This is a genomic window from Dechloromonas denitrificans (genome assembly GCF_020510685.1).
Taxonomy (GTDB): Bacteria; Pseudomonadota; Gammaproteobacteria; order Burkholderiales; family Rhodocyclaceae; genus Azonexus; species Azonexus denitrificans_A.
The window spans coordinates 4,452,184-4,475,265 of record NZ_CP075185.1; the positions used below are offsets into that span (position 1 = coordinate 4,452,184).

Below are 23,082 nucleotides of genomic sequence, written 5' to 3' on the forward strand. Positions count from 1 at the left end.
CCGAAAGGAGCCCACATGCACTGGCTAGCTCTGCCCGAACCGCGCCGGAACATCACCCTCGCCTTTCACGACGGCGCTTCGGCCCGCGCCTGGCTTGCCGCCCAACCGCAAGCCCAGGCACTGCACATGGTGGCCGCCCTGCGCCTGCAGATCGAGGCGATCGACGGCTCGGCCCTGCCCCCCGCCGAGGCCCTCGAACTGCTCAACCTGCTGCGCGCGGCAGCGGTGCCGGCCCAGGAGAACCTGGAAGCGCGCTATTTCCGCAAAGCCTTGCCGATGCCGGAAGATGACCAACGCTGCTTCGAGCACGCACATGGCTTATGGACCCGGCTGGGCGTCGCCTACTTGCGTCTCGCCCCGCAATTTCCGCCGGCCGAGAAAGGCCTGCCGCTGAACCGCGCCGCCTGCGCCTTCCGGATGGCCGAATACTGCCACTTCCAGGCCGCCCGGCAATGCCCCGAATTGCTCGACCGCCTGCTCTTTGGCGTTCTTGCCCAGGCGGAAAGCAACGGGGTGTTGCGCCAGCCGCTGGCCGACCCGGACTTTCGCCATCTCGGCGAAGCCAATATCGCCGGCCATCTGGCCTGGGCCTTCCTGCTCCGGTTGATCGATCCGTATCGCCTGACCTCGCCGCAGCTCGTCGTCGCCAACCGGGCGCTCAGTCGCTGGCGGGAATTGTGCACTTTTCAGGCGACCCCCGACGACACGCCGAAGAGCCAGACGATCGATCTGCTGCCACTCTTTGGCGGCCAATTGCCAGAAGGCATCCCGCGCTGGCTTGATGTCCGCCCGGTGGCGCGCAAGATTCGCCACCGCCTTGAGGCGCTCCAGGCCGGTCAGTCACCGGAATCGCTGAAGCTCGGCCGCGAACTCTCGCCAGCAGCCAGCATCCGCCTGCTCACTGAACTCGCTGCCAGCCTGAAGTCGCCGCAACGGGCCGCATCAACCGAGATCGGTGAAATCGAGATCGCCTTTGGCGCCGAAAATGCCTATGCCATTTTTGCCGGTGACTTCCTCAATCCCGTAGGCAATCTGGAGGCCAGCAGCACCGCCCTGGCCCACGACCGACTGGCAATGTTCGGCTTCGATCGCGTCTCGCAGATGCCGACCGCGGTGAAGAAACTCAACGTGCCGGGCGAAGTCTGGACGATGGTCGATGGCATGGCGGTTCGGCCACCGGATCTGCAGGTCACACGCCGCCTGGCCCCCTGCCTGATCGCCTCGACCAGCCAGGGCAAGCCCCGTCTCGGCGTACTCTTCGGCCTGCAGACGACAGCCGCCGAGGCACTGACCGGCGGCCTGCACTGGTATGAGGAAAAAGTCGAGGCCTGCAGCTTGAAACGGCCGGCCAGCCACGCCCAGCGCGCACCGCGCATCCCCGCCTTCCTGCTGCGTAGCGCCGATGCCGTGTCGCTGATCCTGCCGGCCAACGCCGGCGCCCGTCTCGATGTCGGCCTGGCGCTTGACGGCGCTTCGCTGGAACACCTGGTGCCGACCGATGTCTTGGAGCGCGGCGTCGATTACGTTCGGTACGGCTGCCGGTTGGCCTGACAGAAAAAAGGCCCGTCCGGAGACGGGCCTTGCATGCCTCACCCCGCGCTGTGCTGCGGGGTGCAAGCGACCGTCAGAAACGGTCGCTTGCGATCATTCAAACTCGATGATGATCTGATCCACCGACAGGCTTTCGCCGGCCGCCGCGGAGATCTTCTTGACCTTGCAGTCCTGGTCGGCCTTGAGGATGTTTTCCATCTTCATGGCTTCGATGACGGCCAGCTTTTCGCCGGCCTTCACGTCCTGACCGACCGTTACCGCAACTTCGCGGAGCAGGCCCGGCATCGGGGAAAGCAGGAACTTCGACAGATCAGGCGGCATCTTTTCCGGCATCAGCGCCAGCAGTTCGGCGGCCCGGGCGCTCATCACCATGAAGTCGGCGCGGGTGCCCCAGTGGAACAGGCTGTACTTGATCTTGTGCCGCTCGACCTGCAGCGTGAATTCCTCGCCGTTGCAGGTGCCGTTGAACAGCGATTCGCCGAGCTTCCAGTCGGACAGGATCTCGTAGTTCTCGCCCTTGTACTCGATGTGATAGCCGCCGGGAATGATGCGCGCCGTCACCGGGTGATGCTCGTTGCCGTCCTTGTTCAGGCGGATGACCATCCACTTGTCGCCGACGATGCGCTCATGACCCTGCAGCTGGCCGGTGATCGAAGCGGAGCGGTCGGTGAAGGCACGGTACACGTAGGCAGCGACCGAAACCAGCAGCGCCGGATCGTCGTGCGGCACCATCGAGGCATCGAAGCCCTTCGGGTATTCGTCGGCGATGAAACCGGTATTGAAGTTGCCGGACTGGAAGCGCGGGTGCTGCATCAGCGCGGCCTGGAACGGGATGTTCGATGAGATGCCGCGGATCACGAAGCCGTTCAGCGCATCGCGCATGCGGGAAATCGCCTGCTCGCGGGTCGCGCCGTGCACGATCAGCTTGGCAATCATCGAGTCGTAGAACATCGAGATTTCGCCACCGTCGTAAACCCCGGTATCGACACGCACCTGGCCATCGATTTCCTTCGGCGGCTGGAACTTGACCAGACGACCGGTGGAGGGCAGGAAGCCGCGGAACGGGTCTTCGGCATTGATCCGGCATTCCATGGCCCACCCGTTGATGGTGACATCGGCCTGGCTGAGCGGCAGCTTTTCACCGTAGGCGACACGGATCATCTGTTCGACCAGGTCGAGGCCGGTGATCAGTTCGGTGACCGGGTGTTCCACCTGCAGACGGGTGTTCATTTCCAGGAAGTAGAACTCCTTGGTCGCACCGGAAACGACGAACTCGACCGTCCCGGCCGATTCGTAATTCACGGCACGGGCCAGGGCGACAGCCTGTTCGCCCATCGCCTTGCGCATTTCGGGATCGACGAAGGGGCTCGGCGCCTCTTCGATGACCTTCTGGTGACGACGCTGGATCGAGCAGTCACGCTCATTCAGGTACACGTAGTTGCCGTGGCTGTCGCCGAGCACCTGGATTTCGATGTGACGCGGCTCGAGCACGTACTTTTCGATGAAGACGCGGTCGTCACCGAAGGAATTGCGGGCTTCATTGACGCAGGACGAGAAGCCTTCGTGGGCTTCGGCATCGTTGAAGGCAACGCGCAGACCCTTGCCGCCGCCGCCGGCGGAAGCCTTGATCATCACCGGGTAACCGATGCCCTGGGCGATCTTGACGGCTTCGTCCGGACCGGCGATGGCATCGTTGTAACCCGGGATGGTGTTGACCTGAGCGGCGATGGCCAGCTTCTTGGACTCGATCTTGTCGCCCATCTTGGCCACTGAATAGTGCTTCGGGCCGATGAACTTGATGCCTTCTTCTTCCAGGCGGCGCGAGAACGTGGCGTTCTCGGACAGGAAGCCGTAACCCGGGTGGACAGCCTCGGCGCCGGTCTGCTTGCAGGCGGCGATGATCTTGTCCATGACCAGATACGATTCTTTCGAGGCGGCCGGGCCGATACAGACGGCTTCGTCGGCCAGGTCGACGTGCAACGCATCCTTGTCGGCTTCGGAATAGACGGCAACCGTCAGAATGCCCATCTTGCGGGCGGTCTTGATGACGCGGCAGGCAATTTCACCGCGGTTGGCGATCAGAATTTTCTTGAACATATTCCTGTTTCTCCCTGACGCTTACAGAGGAATGTTGCCGTGCTTGCGCCACGGATTGTCGAGTTTCTTGTCGCGCAGCATGGCCAGCGAGCGAGCGATGCGCTTGCGGGTAGCGTGCGGCATGATGACGTCGTCGATGAAGCCACGGGCGCCGGCGACAAACGGGTTGGCGAATTTTTCCTTGTACTCGGCTTCGCGCTCGGCCAGCTTCTCCGGATTGCTCTTCTCTTCGCGGAAGATGATCTCGACGGCACCCTTCGGCCCCATCACGGCGATTTCAGCCGACGGCCAGGCGAGGTTGACGTCGCCGCGCAGGTGCTTGGACGACATCACGTCGTAAGCGCCGCCGTAGGCTTTGCGGGTGATCACGGTAACCTTCGGCACGGTACATTCGGCATAGGCGTAAAGCAGCTTGGCGCCGTGCTTGATGATGCCGCCGTATTCCTGCTGGGTGCCCGGCATGAAGCCCGGCACATCGACAAAGGTGACGACCGGAATGTTGAAGGCGTCGCAGAAACGGACGAAACGGGCGGCCTTGATCGAGGACTTGATGTCCAGACAGCCGGCCAGCACCAGCGGCTGGTTGGCGACGATGCCGACCGGATGGCCGTCGATGCGGCCGAAGCCGATGATGATGTTCTTGGCGTAATCAGCCTGCAATTCGAAGAAGTCATTGTCGTCGACCACTTTGACGAGCAGTTCCTTCATGTCGTACGGCTTGTTCGTATTGTCCGGCACCAGCGTGTCGAGCGAATAGTCGAAGCGGTCGACCGGATCGTTGGTCGGCGTGACCGGCGGCTTTTCGCGGTTGTTGGCCGGCAGGAAATTCATGAAGCGGCGCAGCATGCCGAGCGCTTCGACGTCGTTCTCGAAGGCCAGGTCGGCGACACCGGATTTGCTGGTGTGGGTCACGGCACCACCCAGTTCTTCGGCGGTAACGTCTTCGTGGGTCACGGTCTTGACGACTTCCGGACCGGTCACGAACATGTAGGACGAATCTTTCACCATGAAGATGAAATCGGTCATCGACGGCGAGTACACCGCGCCACCGGCACAGGGGCCCATGATCATCGAGATCTGCGGCACGACGCCGGAGGCCATCACATTGCGCTGGAACACGTCGGCATAGCCGCCGAGGGAGGCAACGCCTTCCTGGATGCGGGCGCCGCCCGAGTCATTGAGGCCGATCACCGGGGCGCCGACCTTCATTGCATGGTCCATCACCTTGCAGATCTTCTCGGCGTGGGTTTCCGACAGCGAACCGCCGAATACAGTGAAGTCCTGCGAGAAAACGAAGACCAGACGGCCGTTGACCGTACCGTAGCCGACGACCACGCCGTCGCCGGGGATCTTTTCAGCCTGATCCATACCGAAATCGGTACAGCGGTGCTCCTTGAACAAATCCCACTCTTCGAAGGATTCCGGATCGAGCAGTAGCTCGATACGTTCGCGGGCGGTCAGCTTGCCCTTCTTGTGCTGGCTGTTGATGCGCTTCTGGCCACCGCCGAGGCGGGCCAATTCACGCTTTTCTTCCAGCTGTCGAATGATGTCATGCATAGAGGAATCTCCCTAAATGGTGCGGGTAATTCAAAGAAATCAGTGTTTCAGATAATCGAGCAGCGCATACGCGGCGGCAGCCGGAGTCGTATTGCCCTGTTCGACGGATAAAGTCAGCGCCGGCAGATTTTCCCGGACGCGCGGGTGATGCCGGAAATGCTGGCGCAAACCGGAATCGATCAGTTGCCACATCCAGCTCAAGGATTGATGCTGGCGCTTGGCGGCGAATTCGCCGGTCGGCGTCAGCGCCGTGCGGTATTTCTCGATCGCTTCCCAGAACTCGACGATGCCTTCCTTGTGCAAGGCACTGGCGGTCAGGACCGGTGGCGACCAGTTCTTTGAGGCCGGGCGCAGCATGTGCAGCGCGTTCTTCCATTGGGCGCGGACCACTGCGCTGGCGCGCGGGTCGATATCGGCCTTGTTGATGACCACCAGATCGGCGATCTCGACGATGCCCTTCTTGATCGCCTGCAAATCGTCGCCGGCATTCGGCAACTGCAGCAGACAGAAGATATCGACCATGCCGGCCACCGTCGTTTCCGACTGACCGACCCCGACCGTTTCGACGATGATCACGTCGAAGCCGGCCGCCTCGCACAACAACATCGCTTCGCGCGTCTTCTCGGCCACGCCGCCCAGCGAACCGGCCGACGGACTAGGCCGGATGAAGGCTTCCTCGCGCTGGCACAACTGCTCCATGCGCGTCTTGTCGCCGAGGATGGAGCCACCGGACACCGACGACGAGGGGTCGACGGCGAGCACAGCCAGCTTCTTGCCCTGCTCGATCAGCCAGACGCCGAGCGCCTCGATGAAAGTCGATTTACCGGCTCCCGGCACCCCGGAAATGCCGACCCGAATGGCACCGCCGGTTTTCGGCAGCAAGGCGTTCAGCACCTGCTGGGCCCGTTGCTGATGATCGGCACGGGTCGATTCGATCAGCGTGATGGCCTTGGCGAGCGCCCGCCGCTGACCGGCCAGCACGCCATCGATCAGCGTCTGGTCGGCCGACGAAAGAGAATGAGTCGGCACGTGGCTATCGCGCAAATTCATCCAGTGATCAGCCGCGGGCCTTGCGAATTTCTTCCAGCACGCGAATGGCGGAATCCTCGATCCGGGTGCCCGGCCCGAAGATGGCCTTGGCGCCAGCCTGGTAGAGATAGTCGTAATCCTGGGCCGGAATGACCCCGCCAGCGAACACGATGATGTCGTCGGCGCCTTGCGCCTGCAGCGACTTGACCAGCTCCGGCAGCAGCGTCTTGTGGCCGGCGGCCAGCGACGAGACACCGATCGCATGGACGTCGTTTTCAATGGCCTGGCGGGCCGCCTCGTCCGGCGTCTGGAACAGCGGTCCCATGTCGATGTCGAAGCCGAGGTCGGCGAAAGCGGTGGCCACCACCTTAGCGCCCCGGTCATGACCGTCCTGACCGAGCTTGGCGATCATGATGCGCGGCCGGCGGCCTTCTTCTTCGGCGAACTTGGCGATATCGGCCTTGATGCTTTCCCAGCTTTCCTGACCTTCCACGACACCTCCGTACACTCCCGAAATGGTCTGGTTGTTGGCGCGGAAACGGCCGAAGACCTTTTCCAGGGCGTCGGACACTTCACCGACCGTGGCGCGCAGACGCATCGCCTTGACGGTCAGGTCGAGCAGGTTGCCCTGACCGGACTCAGCGGCCGCTGTCAAGGCTTCGAGAGCCGCATTGACGGCAGCGCTATCGCGGCTGGCGCGGATGTTCTTCAGGCGGGCGACCTGCGCGTCACGCACGGCATGGTTGTCGATATCGAGAATGTCGATCGCGTCTTCCTTGGCCAGCTTGTACTTGTTGACGCCGACGATGACGTCCTTGCCGGAGTCGATGCGCGCCTGCTTGTCGGCCGCGCAGGTTTCGACCTGCATCTTGGCCCAGCCGGATTCGACGGCCTTGGTCATGCCGCCCATCGCCTCGATTTCCTCGATGATGCCCCAGGCCTTGTCGGCCATGTCCTGGGTCAGCTTCTCCATCATGTAGGAACCAGCCCACGGATCGACGACATTGGTGATGTGGGTTTCTTCCTGGATGATCAGCTGCGTGTTGCGGGCGATGCGCGACGAGAACTCGGTCGGCAGCGCGATCGCTTCGTCGAGCGCGTTGGTGTGCAGCGACTGGGTGCCACCGAAGACCGCCGCCATCGCTTCGATGGTGGTGCGGACGACGTTGTTGTACGGGTCCTGCTCGGTCAGCGACCAGCCAGAAGTCTGGCTGTGCGTGCGCAGCATCATCGACTTCGGGCTCTTGGCATTGAACTTGGTCATGATGCGGTGCCACAGCAAACGGGCAGCACGCATCTTGGCGATTTCCAGGTAGAAATTCATGCCCACCGCCCAGAAGAAGGACAGGCGGCCGGCAAACGTATCGACGTCCATGCCGGACGCGACGCCGGTGCGCACGTATTCCATGCCGTCGGCCAGCGTGAAGGCGAGCTCGATGGCCTGGTTGGCGCCGGCTTCCTGGATGTGATAGCCGGAAATCGAGATCGAGTTGAATTTCGGCATGTGCTGCGCCGTGTAGCCGAAAATGTCGGCGATGATCTTCATCGACGGCTTGGGCGGATAGATGTAGGTGTTCCGCACCATGAATTCTTTGAGGATGTCGTTCTGGATGGTGCCGGATAACTGGTCCTGCGCCACGCCCTGTTCTTCGGCGGCAACGATGTAGCCGGCGAGAATCGGCAGCACGGCGCCGTTCATCGTCATCGACACCGAGACTTTGTCGAGCGGAATGCTGTCGAAGAGGATCTTCATGTCTTCGACCGAGTCGATCGCGACGCCGGCCTTGCCGACGTCGCCGGTGACGCGGGCATTGTCGGAGTCGTAGCCGCGGTGCGTCGCCAGATCGAAAGCCACCGAGACGCCCTGACCGCCGGCGGCCAGTGCCTTGCGGTAGAAGGCATTGGAGGCCTCGGCGGTGGAGAAGCCGGCGTACTGGCGGATGGTCCACGGCTTGACGGCGTACATCGTCGGCTGCGGGCCACGCAGATAAGGTGCGAAGCCGGGCAGGGTGTCGGCGAATTCCAGCGACTCGACGTCGGCTTTGGTGTACAACGCCTTGACCGCCAGACCTTCCGGCGTATTCCAGTCCAGATTCCTGACTTCGCCACCCGGAGAGTGTTTCGCGGCTGCCTTGGTCCAGGCATCCAGGTTATTGGAATCAAAGAATTTTTCAGACATGAGACACCTTTCGCCGATTCGATTTTTCAGGCCGATGCTGCAGAATCCAAAATTCTACGCTTCCGGGCCCAGCTTGACATACCAAGCCCAGCATAATACTTTATCCATAATTATGGACGCAAGTCAGCCACGTATTGACTTGCTCAATCACACCACACCGAAAACATGACCCGTATTGCACCAACCGCGCTTTATCAGGAAGTGGCCGAACGCTTGCGTCAACGCATTTACGCCCATGAACTGACGCCGGGCACCTGGATCGACGAGCAGAAACTCGCCGAGGAGTACGGCATTTCGCGCACGCCACTCCGCGAAGCACTCAAGGTTCTGGTTTCGGAAGGGCTGGTTGAACTGCGTCCACGGCGCGGTTGTTACGTCACCGAGATTTCGCGCCAGGACATGGACGACATTTTTCCGTTGATGGCCTTGCTCGAAGGGCGTTGCGTGGTCGACGCGGTGCGCCGCGCCAAACCGGCGCATACGCGCGAACTGCGGGCCATTCACGAAAAGCTCGAACTGGCCGCGAAGGAAGGCCGGATCGATGCCTTTTTCGAGGCCAATCAGGAGTTTCACCGGCGCATCCAGGAACTGGCCAACAATCGCTGGTTGCTTTCAGTCATCCAGGATTTGCGCAAGGTATTGAAACTATCCCGGCTGCACTCGCTGTCGCTCGAAGGTCGTCTGCAGCAATCGCTCGAAGAGCATCGCACGATCATGGCGGCGTTTGAAGCGGGCGATACGGAAAAGGCCGAAAAGACCATGCACGATCACTTGCTGTCCGGGCGCGATGCGCTGGCCCGGATGCACGAAAGCGCCGCCGCCAAGAATCCCTGACGGCGACGCAACTGCCGCGGCAGTTTTAGTGCATTTCACTCTCGATACTTGAGAACAGCCGATCATAGATGCCAATCAGCGCTTCGCGATCGGCACTGCCGGTCACCCATTTCCGGGTCTGAACGACGGCAATGGCCTCGCGCTCGATCTCGGGCAGGGCATTGACGTCGAGTTCCTCGCCATGCAGGATCGCCGTCACGTCGGCCCGCGCCTTCTGAGCAAGGGCAACCAGGCGCATCGATTCGCCCATCGACTGGGCACCGGCTCCAATCGCCGTGGTCAGCTCGCCAACCTGATCGGCCGAACCGGCTGAGCGGGTAAGCTTTTCGCCGAAGGCATCGGCGGTGGTACGGGCATCCGAGACGGAATCACTCAGGGTGCCGATCTGTTGCGTGGCCCATTGCATCGAACCGGATATGGCGCGGATGGCTGCGGCAATTTCTTCCGATGCCCGCAACGACTGGTCGGCGAGCTTGCGCACTTCATCGGCGACCACCGCGAAGCCGCGTCCCGCCTCGCCGGCCCGCGCCGCCTCGATCGCCGCATTGAGGGCGAGCAGATTGGTCTGTTTGGCGATGGCATCGATATGGCCGGTCAGCTGGCTGATTACATTGGCCTTGCTGTTCAGGTCGTCCAGTGCCTGTACGCCGTTACCGGCGGACTCCTGCGCCAGTCCAAGAGCCAGCGCCATCCGGCCGGAAGCTTCGGCCATGTCGCTGGCCGAACTGGCGAAGTCGCTGGCCAGGGATTTTGCTTGCTGGGCGTTCTCATCGACCTCGCCAAGCGCCGCACTGACGTGATTGATGGCCATCGAGAGGCCGCGTTCGGAGCGCAGAAAAATTCTCGACAACAAGGCCTCGCGGGCTATCGACTCCTGGGCCGCCCCCAAGCGGTCGAGCAAGACCTGCATCTGGTCGAGCACATCGCTGAAGGTGCCGTGCAGGCCGGTGGTTTGCAGACGCCGCCAGTTGCGGTTTTCAGAGGACGCGCTCATCGCCCCGAGAATTTCCCGAAATGCCGTTTCCGTCTGGTCAAGCACCGAGTTCAGGTTGACGCGAATGCTCTCCAGCATGGGCGCGCCGAGCGAATGCGGCATTCTGCCGGTCAGTTTGCCCTGTCCGATCTGTTGCAGCAGGCCATCCAGTTCGGTGAGCGGAGTCTGAGCGGCACCATCCAAGCGGAAAACGAGAACGAGCGCCGGCACGAGAAAGACGACCGGCGCCCACGCCGCAAAATAGCCGGCCGCCAGCCCGAGACCGATCAGCAAGCCGAGCAGCAGGCGTTTAAAGGGAAAAGACGAGTTCTTCATAACTCATTCCTGTCTGTTGCAGCAAATCGAGCAAAACCGCCGTGCCGGCGGCAATTGCCTCGCGCGATCCGGCTGCGCGTTCGGCCGCGAGCATCTGGCGATAGACCGGCTCGATTTTCGCTATGGCGCCCGGCCGCGGACAACGACGCACCGAGGAATAGCCGAGAATATTGCGGCGCGAGTCGAAATCCGGGGTGATATGGGTAAAGACCCAGTAGAAACTGCCATCCTTGGCCATGTTCTTTACATAGCCGAAAAATTCCTTGCCCGATGCAATCGTGTCCCAGGCCAGTTTGAATGCCGCTCGCGGCATGTCCGGATGACGAATGATATTGTGCTGTGAGCCAAGTAGCTCTTCTTCGGTATACCCCGAAAATTCGATGAAAATCGGATTTCCGTAAGTAATGATGCCTTTGGCGTTGGTTTTCGAGACGATGAAATCATCCTCCCGCATTTTGCGCTCGACCGATGTCGGCTCGATTCCTCGTTTCACCATACCCCCTTGAGGACGACGCTGGCTGGGCAGCGAAGGGGGCGAATCTACACCACCGCTGCTGGAAGCGCCATTAATTGCGGACAAAAAAACCCGACGACGCATGTCGCCGGGTTTTTACGGTTCCGGAAGAACTTAGTGGTTGCTGGCTCCCGAAGCACCGAAGCCAGTCTGGGCACGCACATACTGATCTTCGAAGGCCTCGATTTCCTTACCGGCGCGAACGCTGCTGTCGGTCTTCGAGAAGATGTAGGCGAGCAGGAAGGCAATCGGCATCGCGAACAGGGCCGGCTGGGTGTAGGGGAAGAGCGGTGCCGCATTGTGCAGCACATCGACCCACACCGACTTCGACAGGACCACGAACATGACCGCCGAAAGCAGGCCGCCGTAGCCGCCGAACAACGCGCCACGAGTCGTCAGCCCCTTCCAGTACATCGACAGGATGAGCACCGGGAAGTTGGCGGCCGCCGCCACACCGAAGGCCAGGCCGACCATGAAGGCGATGTTCTGCTTTTCGAACAGGATGCCGAGCACGATGGCGACAAAGCCGAGGCAGATCGTGGCAATCCGCGAGACACGAATTTCCGTCGCCTCGGATGCCTGACCCTTCATGATCACACGGGCATAAATGTCATGCGAGATCGCCGAAGCGCCGGCCAGAGCCAGACCGGAAACGACGGCCAGGATGGTGGCGAAGGCAACGGCAGCCAGGAAGCCGAGCAGCATGTTGCCGCCGACCGCCTTGGCCAGATGCATGGCGACCATGTTGCCGCCGCCGATCAGCTTGCCGCCAATCGCGCCGCCTTCGAAGAACTCCGGATTCTGACCGACGATCAGGATGCCGGCGAGACCCATGATGAAGATCACGTTGAAGAAGTATGCAACGAAACCGGAAGCGTAGAGCACCGACTTGCGGGCTTCCTTGGCATCGGTCACGGTGAAGAAGCGCATCAGGATGTGCGGCAGACCGGCGGTACCGAACATCAGACCGAGGCCGAGCGAGATGGCGGTGATCGGATCGGCCAGCAGGCTGCCCGGATACATCAGCTTGGGCCCGAGCTTATGGACGGCCGTCGCTTTTTCCAGCAGATTCTGGAACGAGAAATCGAACTGCATGAAGGCCAGGACCATCACCAACGTACCGCCAACCAGCAGCATGCCAGCCTTGATGATCTGCACCCAGGTGGTGGCAACCATGCCGCCAAAGGTGACATAGACCATCATCAGGATACCGACCGCGAAGATCGCGACGTTGTAGTCAAGACCGAACAGCAGCTTGATCAACTGACCGGCGCCGACCATCTGGGCGATCAGATAGAAGCAGACCACGGTCAGCGAGGAAATCGCCGCCATGGTGCGCACCTTGCCTTGATCGAGGCGATAGGCGGTAATGTCGGAAAAGGTGAACTTGCCGAGATTGCGCAGGCGTTCGGCCATCAGGAACAGGATGACCGGCCAGCCGGCGAAGAAAGCCAGCATGTAGATGTAGCCGTCGTAACCCTGGGTGTACACCATCGCGGTCAGACCGAGCAGCGTGGCGGCGGACATATAGTCGCCGGCAATCGCCATGCCGTTCTGGAAGCCGGTAATGCCGCCACCGGCCGTGTAGAAGTCGGCGGTCGACTTGGTGCGGCTGGCCGCCCAATAGGTAATGCCCATCGTCATCGCGACGAAGATGCAGAACATGATGATGGCGTGCCAGTTGGTCGCCTGTTTTTCGGTAACGCCTTCGAGCGGGCCGCCGGCATATGCCATGGCGGCGACGGCGAAGAGGCCGAGAGCCGTGCTGAGTTGAGTCAGGCGACGCATTATTTGTTCTCCTTCCAGGCTTCTTTGACGATTTCCTGGGTCAGTGCGTCGAATTCCGTATTGGCACGCCGGACATAAACTGCCGTCAGCAGCCAGAAGAAAACGAACATGAAAAATTCGACGGCGACCCCCACAGTCAACATCGAACCTTCGCTCACCGGCTGCCCCAAGGCCGCCGGATTGAAGGCGACCACCATCACGAAACCGTAGAACATGGTCAAAACAACAAAGGCCAAGGTCCAGGCAAAACGTCCCCGTCTGGTGACAAGATCCTGGAACTTCGGATTGGCCCGCATCCGCTCATACATCGCGCTGCTCATGGCTTATTCTCCCCTATTAATAATTGCCGAATATCGGCGCGCATTATTCTATCTTATATAGGACTGACCAAAATCGATTTGCCGGACTCAAGCCTATAATTCTTCAACCAAAAAACGGAAACAGCCCATGAGTACTGTCGACCTCGACATCAATGGCGAAATCGCCACCCTTACTCTCGACAACCCGGGAAAACTCAACGCCATCGACCTCGGCATGTGGCAGCAATTGGCCGAAAACATGGCGAAAATCACCGGCGACCGCAGCATTCGCTGCGTCGTCATGCGCGGCGCCGGCCATGAAGCCTTCGCAGCCGGCGGCGATCTGGAAGAATTCGTAACCGGACGCACAACGCTCGACCAGGCATTGCACTATCACGGGCAAGTCGCCGCCGCGCTGAATGCGATTGCCGATTGCCCGCACCCGACCGTCGCCTTGATTCAAGGTGCCTGTATCGGTGGCGGCCTCGAAATCGCCGGCGTCTGCGACCTGCGCATCAGCGGCGAAAGCGCCCGCTTCGGCGCGCCAATCAACAAACTCGGCTTCTCGATGTACCCCGGCGAAATGGAAGGCCTGCTCAAGCTGGCCGGCCCAGCAGTCATCAAGGAAATCCTGCTCGAAGGGCGCATCCTGACCGCCACTGAAGCCTACGAAAAAAGACTGGTCAGCCGCGTCGTGCCAGATGCCCAGTGCGTCGACGAGGCTTACGCCACCGCCCGCCGGATCTGCGCCGGCGCACCGCTCGTCGCCAGCTGGCACAAACAGTGGATACGCCGGCTGCAAAGCGGCCGGCCGCTCAACGACGAGGAAAAAGCCGCGTCTTTCGCCTTCCTCGACACCGAGGACTACAAGGAAGGCCTCGCGGCCTTTCTGGCCAAGCGCAAGCCCGTTTTCAAGGGCTGCTGATCAGCCGGCAAAGACCGTGTGCAGCATCTTTGCCGAGAGCAGGATCAACACTCCGGCAAAGATCCTCTTCAGCGTCGCGACCGGCAAGCGATGCGCCAGACGGGCGCCGAGCGGCGCCGTGAAAAAGGAAACGCTGCTGATCAGCACAAAAGCCGGCAGGTAAACATAGCCGAACGACCCGTCCGGCAGACCGGCGCTCCCCCAGCCGTTGATCAGGTAACCCAGCGCTCCGGCCAGCGCGATCGGCAAGCCGATCGCGGCCGAAGTGCCGATGGCGTTCTGCATTTTGACGTTGCACCAGGTCATGAAGGGTACCGAGAGCGAACCGCCGCCGATCGCCACCAAGGCCGAGATGATGCCAATGCCCCCGCCCACTCCGGCCATGCCAACGGGGCCGGGCAGATTGCGCGACGGTTTCGGCTTGACGTTGAGGATCATCTGCAGCGAGACGTAGGCCATGAAGCAGGCAAAGAATATCGCCAGCGGGCGCGTCGGCACTTGCGAGGCAACGAAAGTGCCGGCGAAGGTGCCGAGCAGGACGCCTGGCGCAATCGCCTTGACGATGTCCCAGCGCACCGCGCCGTGCGCATGATGCGCACGCAGGCTGGAAATCGAGGTCAGGACAATGGCCGCCATCGATGTGCCGAGCGCCAGATGGACCAGATGCTCGCTACCCACGCCCTGGGCAGCAAACATCGCGGTCAGCAGAGGGACCATGATGCCGCCCCCACCAACCCCCAGCAAACCGGCAAAAACCCCGACCAAGGCCCCCAGCAACAAATAGGCAATCAGCCATTCAACAGCCATTCTCAAGACCTTTTCAGTTGGTTAAGCATGAGCAGATGCTCGACGATGAAATCCCATTCCGCTTCTGCCACCGGCATGATCGACAAACGATTGCCGCGCGCCAGAAGGCGCATGCCGGCAAGCTCCGGATGACGCCGCAACTCGCCAAGCGAAACGAAACGCGTCCTGGCGATGAAACGCACGTCGCGTAGCAGCCAGCGTGGATTATCCGGCGTTGCTTTTGCATCGAAATACGGATTATCCCTGCGACCAGCCCCCGTTGTGATGGTCGACTCGAACTGCGTGGCGTCCGGATAAGCTGCCGAACACACTTCGCAAATGCCGGCGATGCCCGGCTCGGCACAGCCGGAGTGATAAAAGAAGGCGAGATCGCCGACCTGCATCGCATCGCGCATGAAATTGCGCGCCTGGTAATTACGCACGCCAAACCACGGCAAGGTCTGGGCGGGCGCGGCGGCGAGGTCGTCGATTGAAACCTCATCGGGCTCGGATTTCATCAACCAGTATTGCATGTCACTGTTTCGGAAATAGAAACGGGTGGCAGAGAATCTGCCACCCGTTGGAGATAGGCCCCCGCGAGTGCCGTCAGGCCGGCATCCTGAACCTGGGTCCAGAGTGGCTACGTTCCTTCCGCTTCAGGCACACCCGACGAAGAGTGCGCACAACAGCGGTTTCGATGGTTCGCAACCGATGCCAATTAGCATTGGTTCAAGGAATATATGGCCTTAACAAACACCGCAGGGGACGCTCGGCGGGCGGCGCCGGGGTCAGCAGCAAATGACTACAGATCCAGTTGCTGCTGGGGCGCAAGCACGGTATCGATTCGTGCTCCCATGTCACCGATTCTACGCTTTGCGTCGGAAGTATCAACCGCTTCGCCAAGAGTATTTTCCGCCCCTGTGGAGGCGCCGGAAAGGTACTCGTGAGCGATGTTGAGCGCCGCCATCACGGCGACGCGCTCGGCGATGGTGCTCTTGGTGCGCTGGGCGATTTCGCGCATCTTGTTGTCGACCAGATCGACCGCCAGCAGCAGCGCATCGCGCTCTTCGGGCGTACAGGCGACGCGGTATTCGCGGCCCATGATCTTGACGTCAAGGAAATTCGGCTCGGTGCTCATCTCAGGCATCCTCTGGCAGCTTGTCCACGAGGCCTTCCAGACGCTCGCGGGCCAGCGTCATGGTCTGCCGCAGATGCAACCTCTCGACTTCGGCTGCGGCGATCTGATTCTTCAGCACCTCATTCTCGGCGCGCAACTGGTGAACCAGGGCGACGACCTGTTCAATCTTGGCTTCCAGCGCTTCGAGTTCGCTATTCATGGACCGCACTATAGTTGGAAAAATGCCGCGTGGTCAAGGACTAAGCCTTTATTCTCAAAGTGGTTTATCGGAAGTCAAAGACATTTTTCTGGTGCGGTGCCAGCCCTGCCCATGTAGAATGCGCGGCGTGTCAGGTGCTGTGCGAGGTTTCTCCAAGCGCAGTTAAACGGGAAAGCGGTGCGTCTCCAAGGAGACTAATCCGCTGCTGCCCCCGCAACGGTAAGCAAGTGCGGGCGCGTCAAAATGCCACTGGGTGAAGACCTGGGAAGGCGACGCGTCAAGACTTGTGAGCCCGGATACCGGCCTGAGACAAATCACGGAAGTGCCACGGGGGTGTGGCGCCGGCTCTCGCGATCCGCCGTTCTCCCTGCGCTTCCTTCTCAATGCTGTTCCGGCATGCGGGGACGCCCGCCGGGAAAGGAAGACTCATGAATCCACGTTTGAAGCCGCTGGCAGCGCTGCTGCCGCTCATCTTTGTTGCACCGGCCGAGGCCCAGCAACTGGCGGCACTCGATACCATCGTCGTCACCGCAACCCGTCAGGCCCAGCGCGCCAGCGAAATCCTGTCCGATGTCACGGTGATCGAATCGGAAGAAATCCGCAGTGCCGGCCCGACGGCAACGATCAACGAATTGCTGGCCCGCCAACCCGGCATCGAAATCAACCAGAAGGGCGGGATGGGCACCGATTCCAGCGTCTTCATTCGCGGCAGCAACAACTCCCACGCCCTGGTCCTGGTAGACGGCATGCGTCTCGGCTCGGCGACGCTCGGTTCGCCGGCCTGGGGCTTCATCCCGCTGGAGCAGGTAGACCGCATCGAAATCATCCGCGGCTCCTGCTCCTCGTTATACGGCTCGGACGCCATTGGCGGCGTGATCCAGATTTTCACCAAGCGCGGCGATGGCCCCTTCCAGGCGTTCGCCGAAGCCGGCTACGGCACCTGGAACACCTCGGCGCTGGCCGCAGGATTTTCTGGCGGCGCCAGCGGCTGGCGCTACAGTTTCCAACTGGCTGACAAGCGCGGCGACTCGTACACCTCGGTCCGCAATCCGGCAAACTCGTACTACAACCCGGACAAGGATGGGTTTCAGACGACCAGCAGTTCAGGCAGCCTTTCCTACACGCCGCAAAAAGGCCATGAGCTTGGCGTCAGCTATCTTTTCTCCGATGGCTGGAATCGCTATGACTCCAGCCCCAAGGCCAAGGATTACAAGCAGAACGAAACCATCTACGGGGCCAATGCCTACACCCGCAACCAGCTGACCGAAGCGTGGACCAGCACGATCAAAATCGGCAAAAGCGCCGACGATGGCCAGCAATTCACCAACGGTGTCCGTGGTTCCGACATCCGCTCCGAGCAGATCCAGTATCAATGGCAGAATGACCTGAAACTGCCGATCGGCACCGCCTTGCTCGCTGCCGAAAGAGTCGAGCAGAGTGTTTCCGGCAATGTGAACTATGTGTTGAAGGAACGTAGCGTCAACTCCTACCTGGCTGGCTGGACCGGGAATTTGTCCGATCACCGCCTGCAACTCAACGTCAGAAAAGACGACAATTCCCAGTTCGGCATCAAGACCACCGGGATGCTGGCCTATGGCTACCAGTTCTCTTCCAACTGGCGCGGCAATCTTTCCTACGGCACCGGCTTCAAGGCGCCGACCTTCAACGACATGTACTGGCCGGGCTCGGGCAATCCCGACCTGAAACCGGAAACCTCGGAAAACCGTGAAGGCTCGATTCACTATGAAACGACCTCGCAACACGCCTCGGTGACTTACTACCACAACGACGTACGCAACCTGATCGAGTGGGCGCCGAATTCGAGCGGCCTGTGGATGCCGAGCAATGTCGCCCGGGCGACGCTAAGCGGCTGGACGCTGGCCTATAGCGCTCAGTTGGACAGCTACAAACTTTCCGCCAGCCTAGACCTGCAGGATCCGGAAGATACCGATCAGCAGAAAGTGTTGCGCTATCGGGCCCGCCAGATTGCGAAACTGGGCTTGAGCAAGGACTTTGGCGCCTTCAATATCGGCGGCGAAATTCTCGGCAGCGGACGGCGCTACAACGACGCCGGCAACACCCAGGAACTCGCCGGCTATGCCGTGGTTAACCTCTCGGCGAGTTACCGCGTTGCTGCCGACTGGACGATATTCGCCCGCGCCAACAATATTTTTGACAAGGATTACGAACTGGTCCGCGACTTTGCCACGCCGGGAACCAATGTCTTTGTCGGTGTCCGCTACAGTCCCAAGTAAGCATCCATGCCGTCCAGCCGTCGCGCCCTCCTGATCCTGACCAGCCTCGGCCTGCTCGCCGTGCTGAGCATCGGGCTGGCGTTGATGGTTGGCAGCTTGCAAATCCCCCCGATCGACGTCCTGGCGGCGCTGCTCGGGCAGGACGTACCGGGCACCGACATCGTGCGCGAACTGCGCCTGCCGCGGGCACTCGCCGGCTTCGCCTGCGGCGGCTTGCTGGCCCTGGCCGGGGCGCTGATGCAGGTGCTCCTGCGCAACCCGCTGGCCGACCCTTACGTGCTGGGCATTTCCGGCGGTGCCGGGGTGGGGGCGATGTTCGCCATCCTGCTCGGCCTGCCGGTACTCGGCATCGATGGCCTGGCATTTCTCGGCGCCCTCGGCGCCATGGTCATTGTTTTCGGCCTGGCGCACGGCGACGGTAGCTGGACGCAGACCCGCCTGCTGCTCACCGGCGTCATCGTCGCCGCCGGCTGCGGGGCGCTGGTTGCCCTGATGCTGGCGATCGCCCCGGAACACAAGTTGCGCGGCATGCTGTTCTGGCTGATGGGCGACCTTGGCCAAACCGGCCAGTGGTGGCCGGCCTTGCTGGCCCTGCTGGTCGCCCTGGCGCTGTGCATGCCCTTCGCCCGCGAACTCAACCTGCTGGCGCGCGGCATGATGCAGGCCCAGGCGCTGGGCGTTGCGGTGGGCCGCTTGCGCTTTGCCATTTATCTGCTCGCCTCATTGGCCACCGCCGCCTCGGTGACAACGGCCGGCTCGATCGGCTTCGTCGGTCTGGTCGTGCCGCATCTGGTGCGACTCGCCACCGGCAACGACCAGCGCCTGCTGCTGCCGGCCTCGGTACTGGCCGGCGGTTCGCTGCTGGTCCTGGCCGATACGCTGGCCCGAACCCTGATCGCCCCGCAGCAACTGCCGGTCGGCGTGCTGACCGCGCTGATCGGCGTCCCGGTCTTCCTGTTCCTGCTGTCGAGGCATCCGCGATGAACGCCGCCCCGTTGATCGAAGCCCGGACGCTGAACCTGAGCATCGCCCAGCAACAGGTCTGTCTCGACCTGAATTTCTCGCTGCAGCCGGGCGAGCGGCTGGCCATTCTCGGCCGCAACGGGGCCGGCAAGTCGACGCTGCTCTCCGTGCTCGCCGGCCTGCGCGCCGCCGATACCGGCGAGGTCCTGCTCGGCGGCCAGACCTACGCCGAACTCGGCCCGCGCGAGGCGGCCCGCCGCCGTGGTTGGCTGGAACAGCGGCATAGCGATGCCTTTGCGTCGACGGTGCTGGAAACTGTACTGACCGGCCGCCACCCGCATCTCGGGCGCTGGGAATGGGAAAGCGAGCGCGACGCCGAAATCGCCCGCGCCGCCTTGCGCGCCGTCGGCTTGGCCGAACTGGAAAAACGCGAGGTGCAGACCCTGTCCGGCGGCGAACGGCAACGTCTGGCCGTCGCCACGCTGCTCACCCAGGCGGCCCCGCTCTACCTGCTCGACGAGCCGCTCGCTCATCTCGACCTCAATCACCAGATCGCCGTGCTCGAGTTGTTCGCCGCGGCGGCCCGCGACTGCGGGGCCGGCGTCATCATGGTGCTGCACGAACCGGCCCTGGCCTGGCGCTACTGCGACCGCGCCTTGCTGATCCACGGCGATGGCCGCCACGAACTCGGCCCGGTCCGCGAGATGCTGACCGCCGAACACCTCTCGGCGCTCTACCAGCACCCGCTGCAGGCCGTCGAAATCGATGGCCTGATCGGCTTCATTCCCCGCTGACCGCGCCGCCATTGCAAGGACTTTCATGCTTCCGCTGATCCGTATTCTCTGCTTTACCCTGCTCGGCATCGCTGCGCTGAGCGCCCAGGCCGGTTGTCCGCGCATCGTCAGTCAATCGCCTTACCTGAGCATTGCCCTCGACTGGCTTGGCCGTGGCGAATGCATCGTCGGCGTTTCGCGCTACGACAAGAAAGATCTGCCGCGCACCGGCGGAGTGGCCGACCCGGACGCGGCGGCCATCGCCGCCCTGCATCCCGATCTGCTGGTAACCTCGACGCTGACCAAGGCCGAGGTTCTGCAACAGGTCACGCCGGCTGGTACCCAGGCGCTCCGCGTCGGCGGCTCGCGCTCGCTGGCCGAAACCGAACGGATGCTGAGCGACCTGGCCGAAGCGAGCGAGGCGCCTGATGGTGCGGCCCGCGTCCGGCAGTTTAGTCGCGAGCTGCGCCAGCGCCTGGCCGATTTTCCCGGCCACGGCCGGCGCGTGCTGCTGCTTTCGGCCTGCGCCGAGAAACCTTATTCCTACAGCCGCAACACCGTGCTCGGCGACCTTGCCGAACAGGCCGGCCTGACCCTCGCCGATCCGGTCGACGGCATCCACCATCTCGACGACGGGCCAGGCAACGACGGCATCCCGGCCCTGGTCGCCGGCAGCCGCCCGGATCTCGTGATCAACTTCATCGCCACCTCGGCCAGCCAGTGCAATGCCGCCCTCGGTGCCTTGCCCGTGCCGCTGGTCATGCTCTCCGGTGACAATTTTTTCTACCCCGGCCCACGCCTGCTCGAAGGCCTGGACGAACTCAAGGAAGCGCTCAAGCCATGACCGAAACCCTGGATCAGGAATCCCGCCACACCGCCCGCATGCAACGCAAAAAGGAAGTGGTCGACGGCAAGATCGCCGATGCCCAGGAAGAGCGCGGCGTGCTGGTAATCAACACCGGCAACGGCAAGGGCAAGTCGAGCGCCGCCTTCGGCGTAGTCGCCCGGACCCTCGGCCACGGCCTCAAGGTCGGCGTCGTGCAGTTCGTCAAAGGCCGCTCCGATACCGGCGAGGAAGCCTTTTTCCGCCAGCAGGCCGGGGTCAGCTGGCATGTCGGCGGCGAAGGTTTCACCTGGGAGACCCAGGACAAGGAACGCGACGCCAAAGCGGCGCAGCACGCCTGGAGCGTCGCCTGCGAGCATCTGGCCAACCCGCAGATCGGCCTCGTCGTCCTCGACGAAATGACCTACGCCTTCAAGTACGGCTGGCTCGAACTCGATGCCGTGCTCGCCAAGCTGCTTGCCCGGCCGCCGATGCAGCACGTCATCATCACCGGCCGCGCGGCGCCGCAGGCGCTGCGTGATGCGGCCGACACCGTGAGCGACATCGGCATGGAAAAGCACGCCTTCCAGAGCGGCATCAAGGCCATGCCCGGCCTCGAGTTCTGAGCAAGCTCCGCTGAAAACGCCGGAGCGCCCTGCGCCGCCACCAAGGAAACAAATCAAATGACCGCCTGTCCCGCCCTGTTGATCGCCGCCGCCTCGTCCGGCCAAGGCAAAACCACCGTCACCGCCGCGCTGGCCCGGCTGCACGCCCGCCAGGGCCGGCGCGTCACCGTCTTCAAATGCGGTCCCGATTTTCTCGACCCGCAGATTCACGCGGTGGCCAGCGGTCGGCCGTGCCAGAACCTCGATCTCGGGATGTGCGGTGAGGGCGATGCGAGCTGGCGACTGAGCCGGGCCGCCAGGGACTCCGACCTGATCCTCGTCGAAGGCGTCATGGGGCTGTTCGACGGCACGCCGTCGGCCGCCGATATTGCCTGCCGTTTCAACATTCCGGTGATGGCGATGATCGATGCCGGGGCGATGGCCCAGACCTTTGGCGCGGTGGCCCACGGCCTGGCCACCTATCGCCCCGGCCTGCCCTTTGCCGGGGTGCTGGCCAACCGGGTCGGCAGCGCCCACCATACCGAATTGCTGCGCGATAGCCGGCCGGCCGGCATGGGCTGGTTCGGCGCCCTGCCGCGCAACCCCGAGGCAGCGCTGCCCGAACGCCACCTCGGCCTGCTGCAGGCGGCCGAAATCGACGATCTGGAAGGACGTCTCGACCGCCTGGCCGACGCGCTGGCCGCCACCGCGACGGTCGATCTGCCCGCCCCGATCGCCTTTGCCGACACCCCGCCACCGACCATTGCGCCGCTCCTGGCCGGCCGGCGCATCGCCATCGCCCGCGATGCCGCCTACGGTTTCATCTACCCGGCCAACCTGGAAACGCTGAGCAGCCTCGGCGCCGAACTACGCTTCTTCTCGCCGCTCGCTGGCGATCCGCTGCCTGACTGCGACGCCATCTGGCTGCCCGGCGGCTATCCGGAGCTGCATGGCGCAACGCTGTCCGCCCGTGACGATCTGTGGTCGGCCTTGCACGCCCATGTCGCAGCCGGCAAACCGCTGCTCGCCGAATGCGGCGGCATGATGAGCCTGTTCGCCGAAGTCACCGACAAGACCGGCGCCAGCCATCGGTTTGCCGGGCTGCTGCCGGGCCGGGCGGTGATGCAGCAGCGCCTGGCCGCCCTCGGCACGCAATTTGCCGAACTGCCGGAAGGCCGGCTGGCCGGTCACACTTTCCATTACTCGCAAAGCGAAACCCCGCTGCTGCCGCTGGTCCGGGCGAAAACCGCCGACGGCCGGGACGGCGAAGCGATCTTCCGGCAGCAACGGCTGACCGCCTCCTACGTGCATTTCTATTTCCCGTCCAATCCGGCCGCCGTCGCCGCCCTATTCCGTTAGCTCGATACTCCATTTTTCACGAACACTAAGTGCGGCTTATTGTAGTTTTTCCGGGTCCAAGACGCGGTTAGACTAGCGGCTGTAACTTTTCCACATGGA

Annotated in this window: 21 protein-coding genes, 1 other RNA gene and 1 riboswitch; of the genes, 9 read left to right on the top strand and 13 right to left on the bottom strand. The window is 62.4% G+C overall.

The genetic code is table 11. The features are described from left to right. Positions 1–15 precede the first annotated feature (15 nt). On the top strand, positions 16–1,551 hold the full coding sequence (locus tag KI611_RS21190) for a hypothetical protein (RefSeq protein ID WP_226417629.1): 1,536 nt from the start codon (positions 16–18) through the stop codon (positions 1,549–1,551). A 93-nt stretch (positions 1,552–1,644) separates the two neighbouring features. On the opposite strand, the gene accC is transcribed toward KI611_RS21190, so the two are convergent. Genes accC through scpA form a run of 4 tightly spaced genes read right to left on the bottom strand, consistent with a single transcriptional unit; the run spans position 1,645 to position 8,413 of the window. Further along, positions 1,645–3,648, bottom strand: coding sequence for an acetyl-CoA carboxylase biotin carboxylase subunit (accC, locus tag KI611_RS21195; RefSeq protein WP_226417630.1), 2,004 nt, complete (start codon positions 3,646–3,648; stop codon positions 1,645–1,647). A gap of 21 nt (positions 3,649–3,669) precedes the next feature. Beyond that, the gene (locus KI611_RS21200; protein WP_226417631.1) at positions 3,670–5,205 is read right to left on the bottom strand and encodes an acyl-CoA carboxylase subunit beta; all 1,536 of its coding nucleotides are present in this window, start codon (positions 5,203–5,205) and stop codon (positions 3,670–3,672) included. A gap of 39 nt (positions 5,206–5,244) precedes the next feature. Beyond that, entirely contained in the window at positions 5,245–6,255 is a 1,011-nt protein-coding gene (meaB, locus tag KI611_RS21205) for a methylmalonyl Co-A mutase-associated GTPase MeaB (RefSeq protein ID WP_226417632.1), read from the bottom strand. Between the two features lie 7 nt (positions 6,256–6,262). Then, the gene (gene scpA / locus KI611_RS21210; protein ID WP_226417633.1) at positions 6,263–8,413 is read right to left on the bottom strand and encodes a methylmalonyl-CoA mutase; all 2,151 of its coding nucleotides are present in this window, start codon (positions 8,411–8,413) and stop codon (positions 6,263–6,265) included. Between the two features lie 165 nt (positions 8,414–8,578). Between scpA and KI611_RS21215 the strand changes: the two genes are divergently transcribed. After that, a complete protein-coding gene (locus KI611_RS21215; protein ID WP_226417634.1) occupies positions 8,579–9,247 on the top strand; it encodes a GntR family transcriptional regulator in 669 nt (222 codons plus the stop codon). Between the two features lie 25 nt (positions 9,248–9,272). On the opposite strand, the gene KI611_RS21220 is transcribed toward KI611_RS21215, so the two are convergent. Genes KI611_RS21220 through KI611_RS21235 form a run of 4 tightly spaced genes read right to left on the bottom strand, consistent with a single transcriptional unit; the run spans position 9,273 to position 13,178 of the window. Beyond that, positions 9,273–10,556: a methyl-accepting chemotaxis protein gene (locus tag KI611_RS21220; protein ID WP_226417635.1), complete on the bottom strand. Its 1,284-nt coding sequence runs from the start codon at positions 10,554–10,556 to the stop codon at positions 9,273–9,275. Then, positions 10,531–11,154, bottom strand: coding sequence for a PAS domain-containing protein (locus KI611_RS21225; RefSeq protein ID WP_226417636.1), 624 nt, complete (start codon positions 11,152–11,154; stop codon positions 10,531–10,533). The genes KI611_RS21220 and KI611_RS21225 overlap by 26 nt, the downstream gene beginning before the upstream one ends. 30 nt (positions 11,155–11,184) lie before the next feature. Continuing rightward, the gene (locus KI611_RS21230; RefSeq protein WP_226417637.1) at positions 11,185–12,858 is read right to left on the bottom strand and encodes a cation acetate symporter; all 1,674 of its coding nucleotides are present in this window, start codon (positions 12,856–12,858) and stop codon (positions 11,185–11,187) included. Beyond that, on the bottom strand, positions 12,858–13,178 hold the full coding sequence (locus tag KI611_RS21235) for a DUF485 domain-containing protein (protein ID WP_226417638.1): 321 nt from the start codon (positions 13,176–13,178) through the stop codon (positions 12,858–12,860). The genes KI611_RS21230 and KI611_RS21235 overlap by 1 nt, the downstream gene beginning before the upstream one ends. 127 nt (positions 13,179–13,305) lie before the next feature. Here KI611_RS21235 and KI611_RS21240 point away from each other — a divergent pair, with 127 nt between their 5' ends. Next, on the top strand, positions 13,306–14,082 hold the full coding sequence (locus KI611_RS21240) for an enoyl-CoA hydratase/isomerase family protein (protein ID WP_226417639.1): 777 nt from the start codon (positions 13,306–13,308) through the stop codon (positions 14,080–14,082). Here KI611_RS21240 and KI611_RS21245 read toward each other — a convergent pair whose 3' ends face one another. The 5 genes from KI611_RS21245 to KI611_RS21265 all read right to left on the bottom strand — a co-directional run bounded on the left by KI611_RS21245 (position 14,083) and on the right by KI611_RS21265 (position 16,205). Next, positions 14,083–14,889: a sulfite exporter TauE/SafE family protein gene (locus KI611_RS21245; protein WP_226417640.1), complete on the bottom strand. Its 807-nt coding sequence runs from the start codon at positions 14,887–14,889 to the stop codon at positions 14,083–14,085. 2 nt (positions 14,890–14,891) lie between these two features. After that, positions 14,892–15,386: an EVE domain-containing protein gene (locus KI611_RS21250; protein WP_264180082.1), complete on the bottom strand. Its 495-nt coding sequence runs from the start codon at positions 15,384–15,386 to the stop codon at positions 14,892–14,894. A 69-nt stretch (positions 15,387–15,455) separates the two neighbouring features. After that, positions 15,456–15,636: non-coding RNA, 6S RNA (gene ssrS, locus KI611_RS21255), on the bottom strand. Between the two features lie 34 nt (positions 15,637–15,670). After that, positions 15,671–16,006 (bottom strand): cell division protein ZapA, encoded by a 336-nt coding sequence (locus tag KI611_RS21260; protein ID WP_226417642.1) that lies wholly within the window; start codon positions 16,004–16,006, stop codon positions 15,671–15,673. Position 16,007: 1 nt separating this feature from the next. Continuing rightward, on the bottom strand, positions 16,008–16,205 hold the full coding sequence (locus KI611_RS21265; RefSeq protein ID WP_226417643.1) for a hypothetical protein: 198 nt from the start codon (positions 16,203–16,205) through the stop codon (positions 16,008–16,010). 115 nt (positions 16,206–16,320) lie between these two features. Next, a riboswitch (cobalamin riboswitch) is annotated at positions 16,321–16,528 on the top strand. A gap of 105 nt (positions 16,529–16,633) precedes the next feature. Here KI611_RS21265 and KI611_RS21270 point away from each other — a divergent pair. Genes KI611_RS21270 through KI611_RS21295 form a run of 6 tightly spaced genes read left to right on the top strand, consistent with a single transcriptional unit; the run spans position 16,634 to position 22,983 of the window. Continuing rightward, positions 16,634–18,460: a TonB-dependent receptor domain-containing protein gene (locus KI611_RS21270; protein ID WP_226417644.1), complete on the top strand. Its 1,827-nt coding sequence runs from the start codon at positions 16,634–16,636 to the stop codon at positions 18,458–18,460. 6 nt (positions 18,461–18,466) lie between these two features. Further along, complete coding sequence (locus KI611_RS21275; protein WP_226417645.1) at positions 18,467–19,444, top strand: FecCD family ABC transporter permease; 978 nt, start codon at positions 18,467–18,469, stop codon at positions 19,442–19,444. Next, positions 19,441–20,217, top strand: a complete 777-nt coding sequence (locus KI611_RS21280) for an ABC transporter ATP-binding protein (RefSeq protein WP_226417646.1) — start codon at positions 19,441–19,443, stop codon at positions 20,215–20,217. Before KI611_RS21275 ends, KI611_RS21280 begins: the two co-directional genes overlap by 4 nt. Before the next feature lie 25 nt (positions 20,218–20,242). Then, the gene (locus KI611_RS21285; protein WP_226417647.1) at positions 20,243–21,040 is read left to right on the top strand and encodes an ABC transporter substrate-binding protein; all 798 of its coding nucleotides are present in this window, start codon (positions 20,243–20,245) and stop codon (positions 21,038–21,040) included. Further along, a complete protein-coding gene (cobO, locus tag KI611_RS21290; RefSeq protein ID WP_226417648.1) occupies positions 21,037–21,645 on the top strand; it encodes a cob(I)yrinic acid a,c-diamide adenosyltransferase in 609 nt (202 codons plus the stop codon). The genes KI611_RS21285 and cobO overlap by 4 nt, the downstream gene beginning before the upstream one ends. 57 nt (positions 21,646–21,702) lie before the next feature. Continuing rightward, on the top strand, positions 21,703–22,983 hold the full coding sequence (locus KI611_RS21295) for a cobyrinate a,c-diamide synthase (RefSeq protein WP_226417649.1): 1,281 nt from the start codon (positions 21,703–21,705) through the stop codon (positions 22,981–22,983). The last annotated feature ends 99 nt before the right edge of the window (positions 22,984–23,082 follow it).

Coding starts and splice junctions, on each gene's coding strand:
- KI611_RS21260 (WP_226417642.1), bottom strand. CDS start 16,006: ATGAGCACCGAGCCGAATTTCCTTGACGTCAAGATCATGGGCCGCGAA.
- KI611_RS21225 (WP_226417636.1), bottom strand. CDS start 11,154: ATGCGTCGTCGGGTTTTTTTGTCCGCAATTAATGGCGCTTCCAGCAGC.
- KI611_RS21230 (WP_226417637.1), bottom strand. CDS start 12,858: ATGCGTCGCCTGACTCAACTCAGCACGGCTCTCGGCCTCTTCGCCGTC.
- KI611_RS21235 (WP_226417638.1), bottom strand. CDS start 13,178: ATGAGCAGCGCGATGTATGAGCGGATGCGGGCCAATCCGAAGTTCCAG.
- cobO (WP_226417648.1), top strand. CDS start 21,037: ATGACCGAAACCCTGGATCAGGAATCCCGCCACACCGCCCGCATGCAA.
- KI611_RS21295 (WP_226417649.1), top strand. CDS start 21,703: ATGACCGCCTGTCCCGCCCTGTTGATCGCCGCCGCCTCGTCCGGCCAA.
- KI611_RS21265 (WP_226417643.1), bottom strand. CDS start 16,205: ATGAATAGCGAACTCGAAGCGCTGGAAGCCAAGATTGAACAGGTCGTC.
- KI611_RS21250 (WP_264180082.1), bottom strand. CDS start 15,386: ATGAAATCCGAGCCCGATGAGGTTTCAATCGACGACCTCGCCGCCGCG.
- meaB (WP_226417632.1), bottom strand. CDS start 6,255: ATGAATTTGCGCGATAGCCACGTGCCGACTCATTCTCTTTCGTCGGCC.
- KI611_RS21240 (WP_226417639.1), top strand. CDS start 13,306: ATGAGTACTGTCGACCTCGACATCAATGGCGAAATCGCCACCCTTACT.
- KI611_RS21215 (WP_226417634.1), top strand. CDS start 8,579: ATGACCCGTATTGCACCAACCGCGCTTTATCAGGAAGTGGCCGAACGC.
- KI611_RS21270 (WP_226417644.1), top strand. CDS start 16,634: ATGAATCCACGTTTGAAGCCGCTGGCAGCGCTGCTGCCGCTCATCTTT.
- KI611_RS21275 (WP_226417645.1), top strand. CDS start 18,467: ATGCCGTCCAGCCGTCGCGCCCTCCTGATCCTGACCAGCCTCGGCCTG.
- KI611_RS21285 (WP_226417647.1), top strand. CDS start 20,243: ATGCTTCCGCTGATCCGTATTCTCTGCTTTACCCTGCTCGGCATCGCT.
- scpA (WP_226417633.1), bottom strand. CDS start 8,413: ATGTCTGAAAAATTCTTTGATTCCAATAACCTGGATGCCTGGACCAAG.
- KI611_RS21280 (WP_226417646.1), top strand. CDS start 19,441: ATGAACGCCGCCCCGTTGATCGAAGCCCGGACGCTGAACCTGAGCATC.
- KI611_RS21220 (WP_226417635.1), bottom strand. CDS start 10,556: ATGAAGAACTCGTCTTTTCCCTTTAAACGCCTGCTGCTCGGCTTGCTG.
- accC (WP_226417630.1), bottom strand. CDS start 3,648: ATGTTCAAGAAAATTCTGATCGCCAACCGCGGTGAAATTGCCTGCCGC.
- KI611_RS21245 (WP_226417640.1), bottom strand. CDS start 14,889: ATGGCTGTTGAATGGCTGATTGCCTATTTGTTGCTGGGGGCCTTGGTC.
- KI611_RS21200 (WP_226417631.1), bottom strand. CDS start 5,205: ATGCATGACATCATTCGACAGCTGGAAGAAAAGCGTGAATTGGCCCGC.
- KI611_RS21190 (WP_226417629.1), top strand. CDS start 16: ATGCACTGGCTAGCTCTGCCCGAACCGCGCCGGAACATCACCCTCGCC.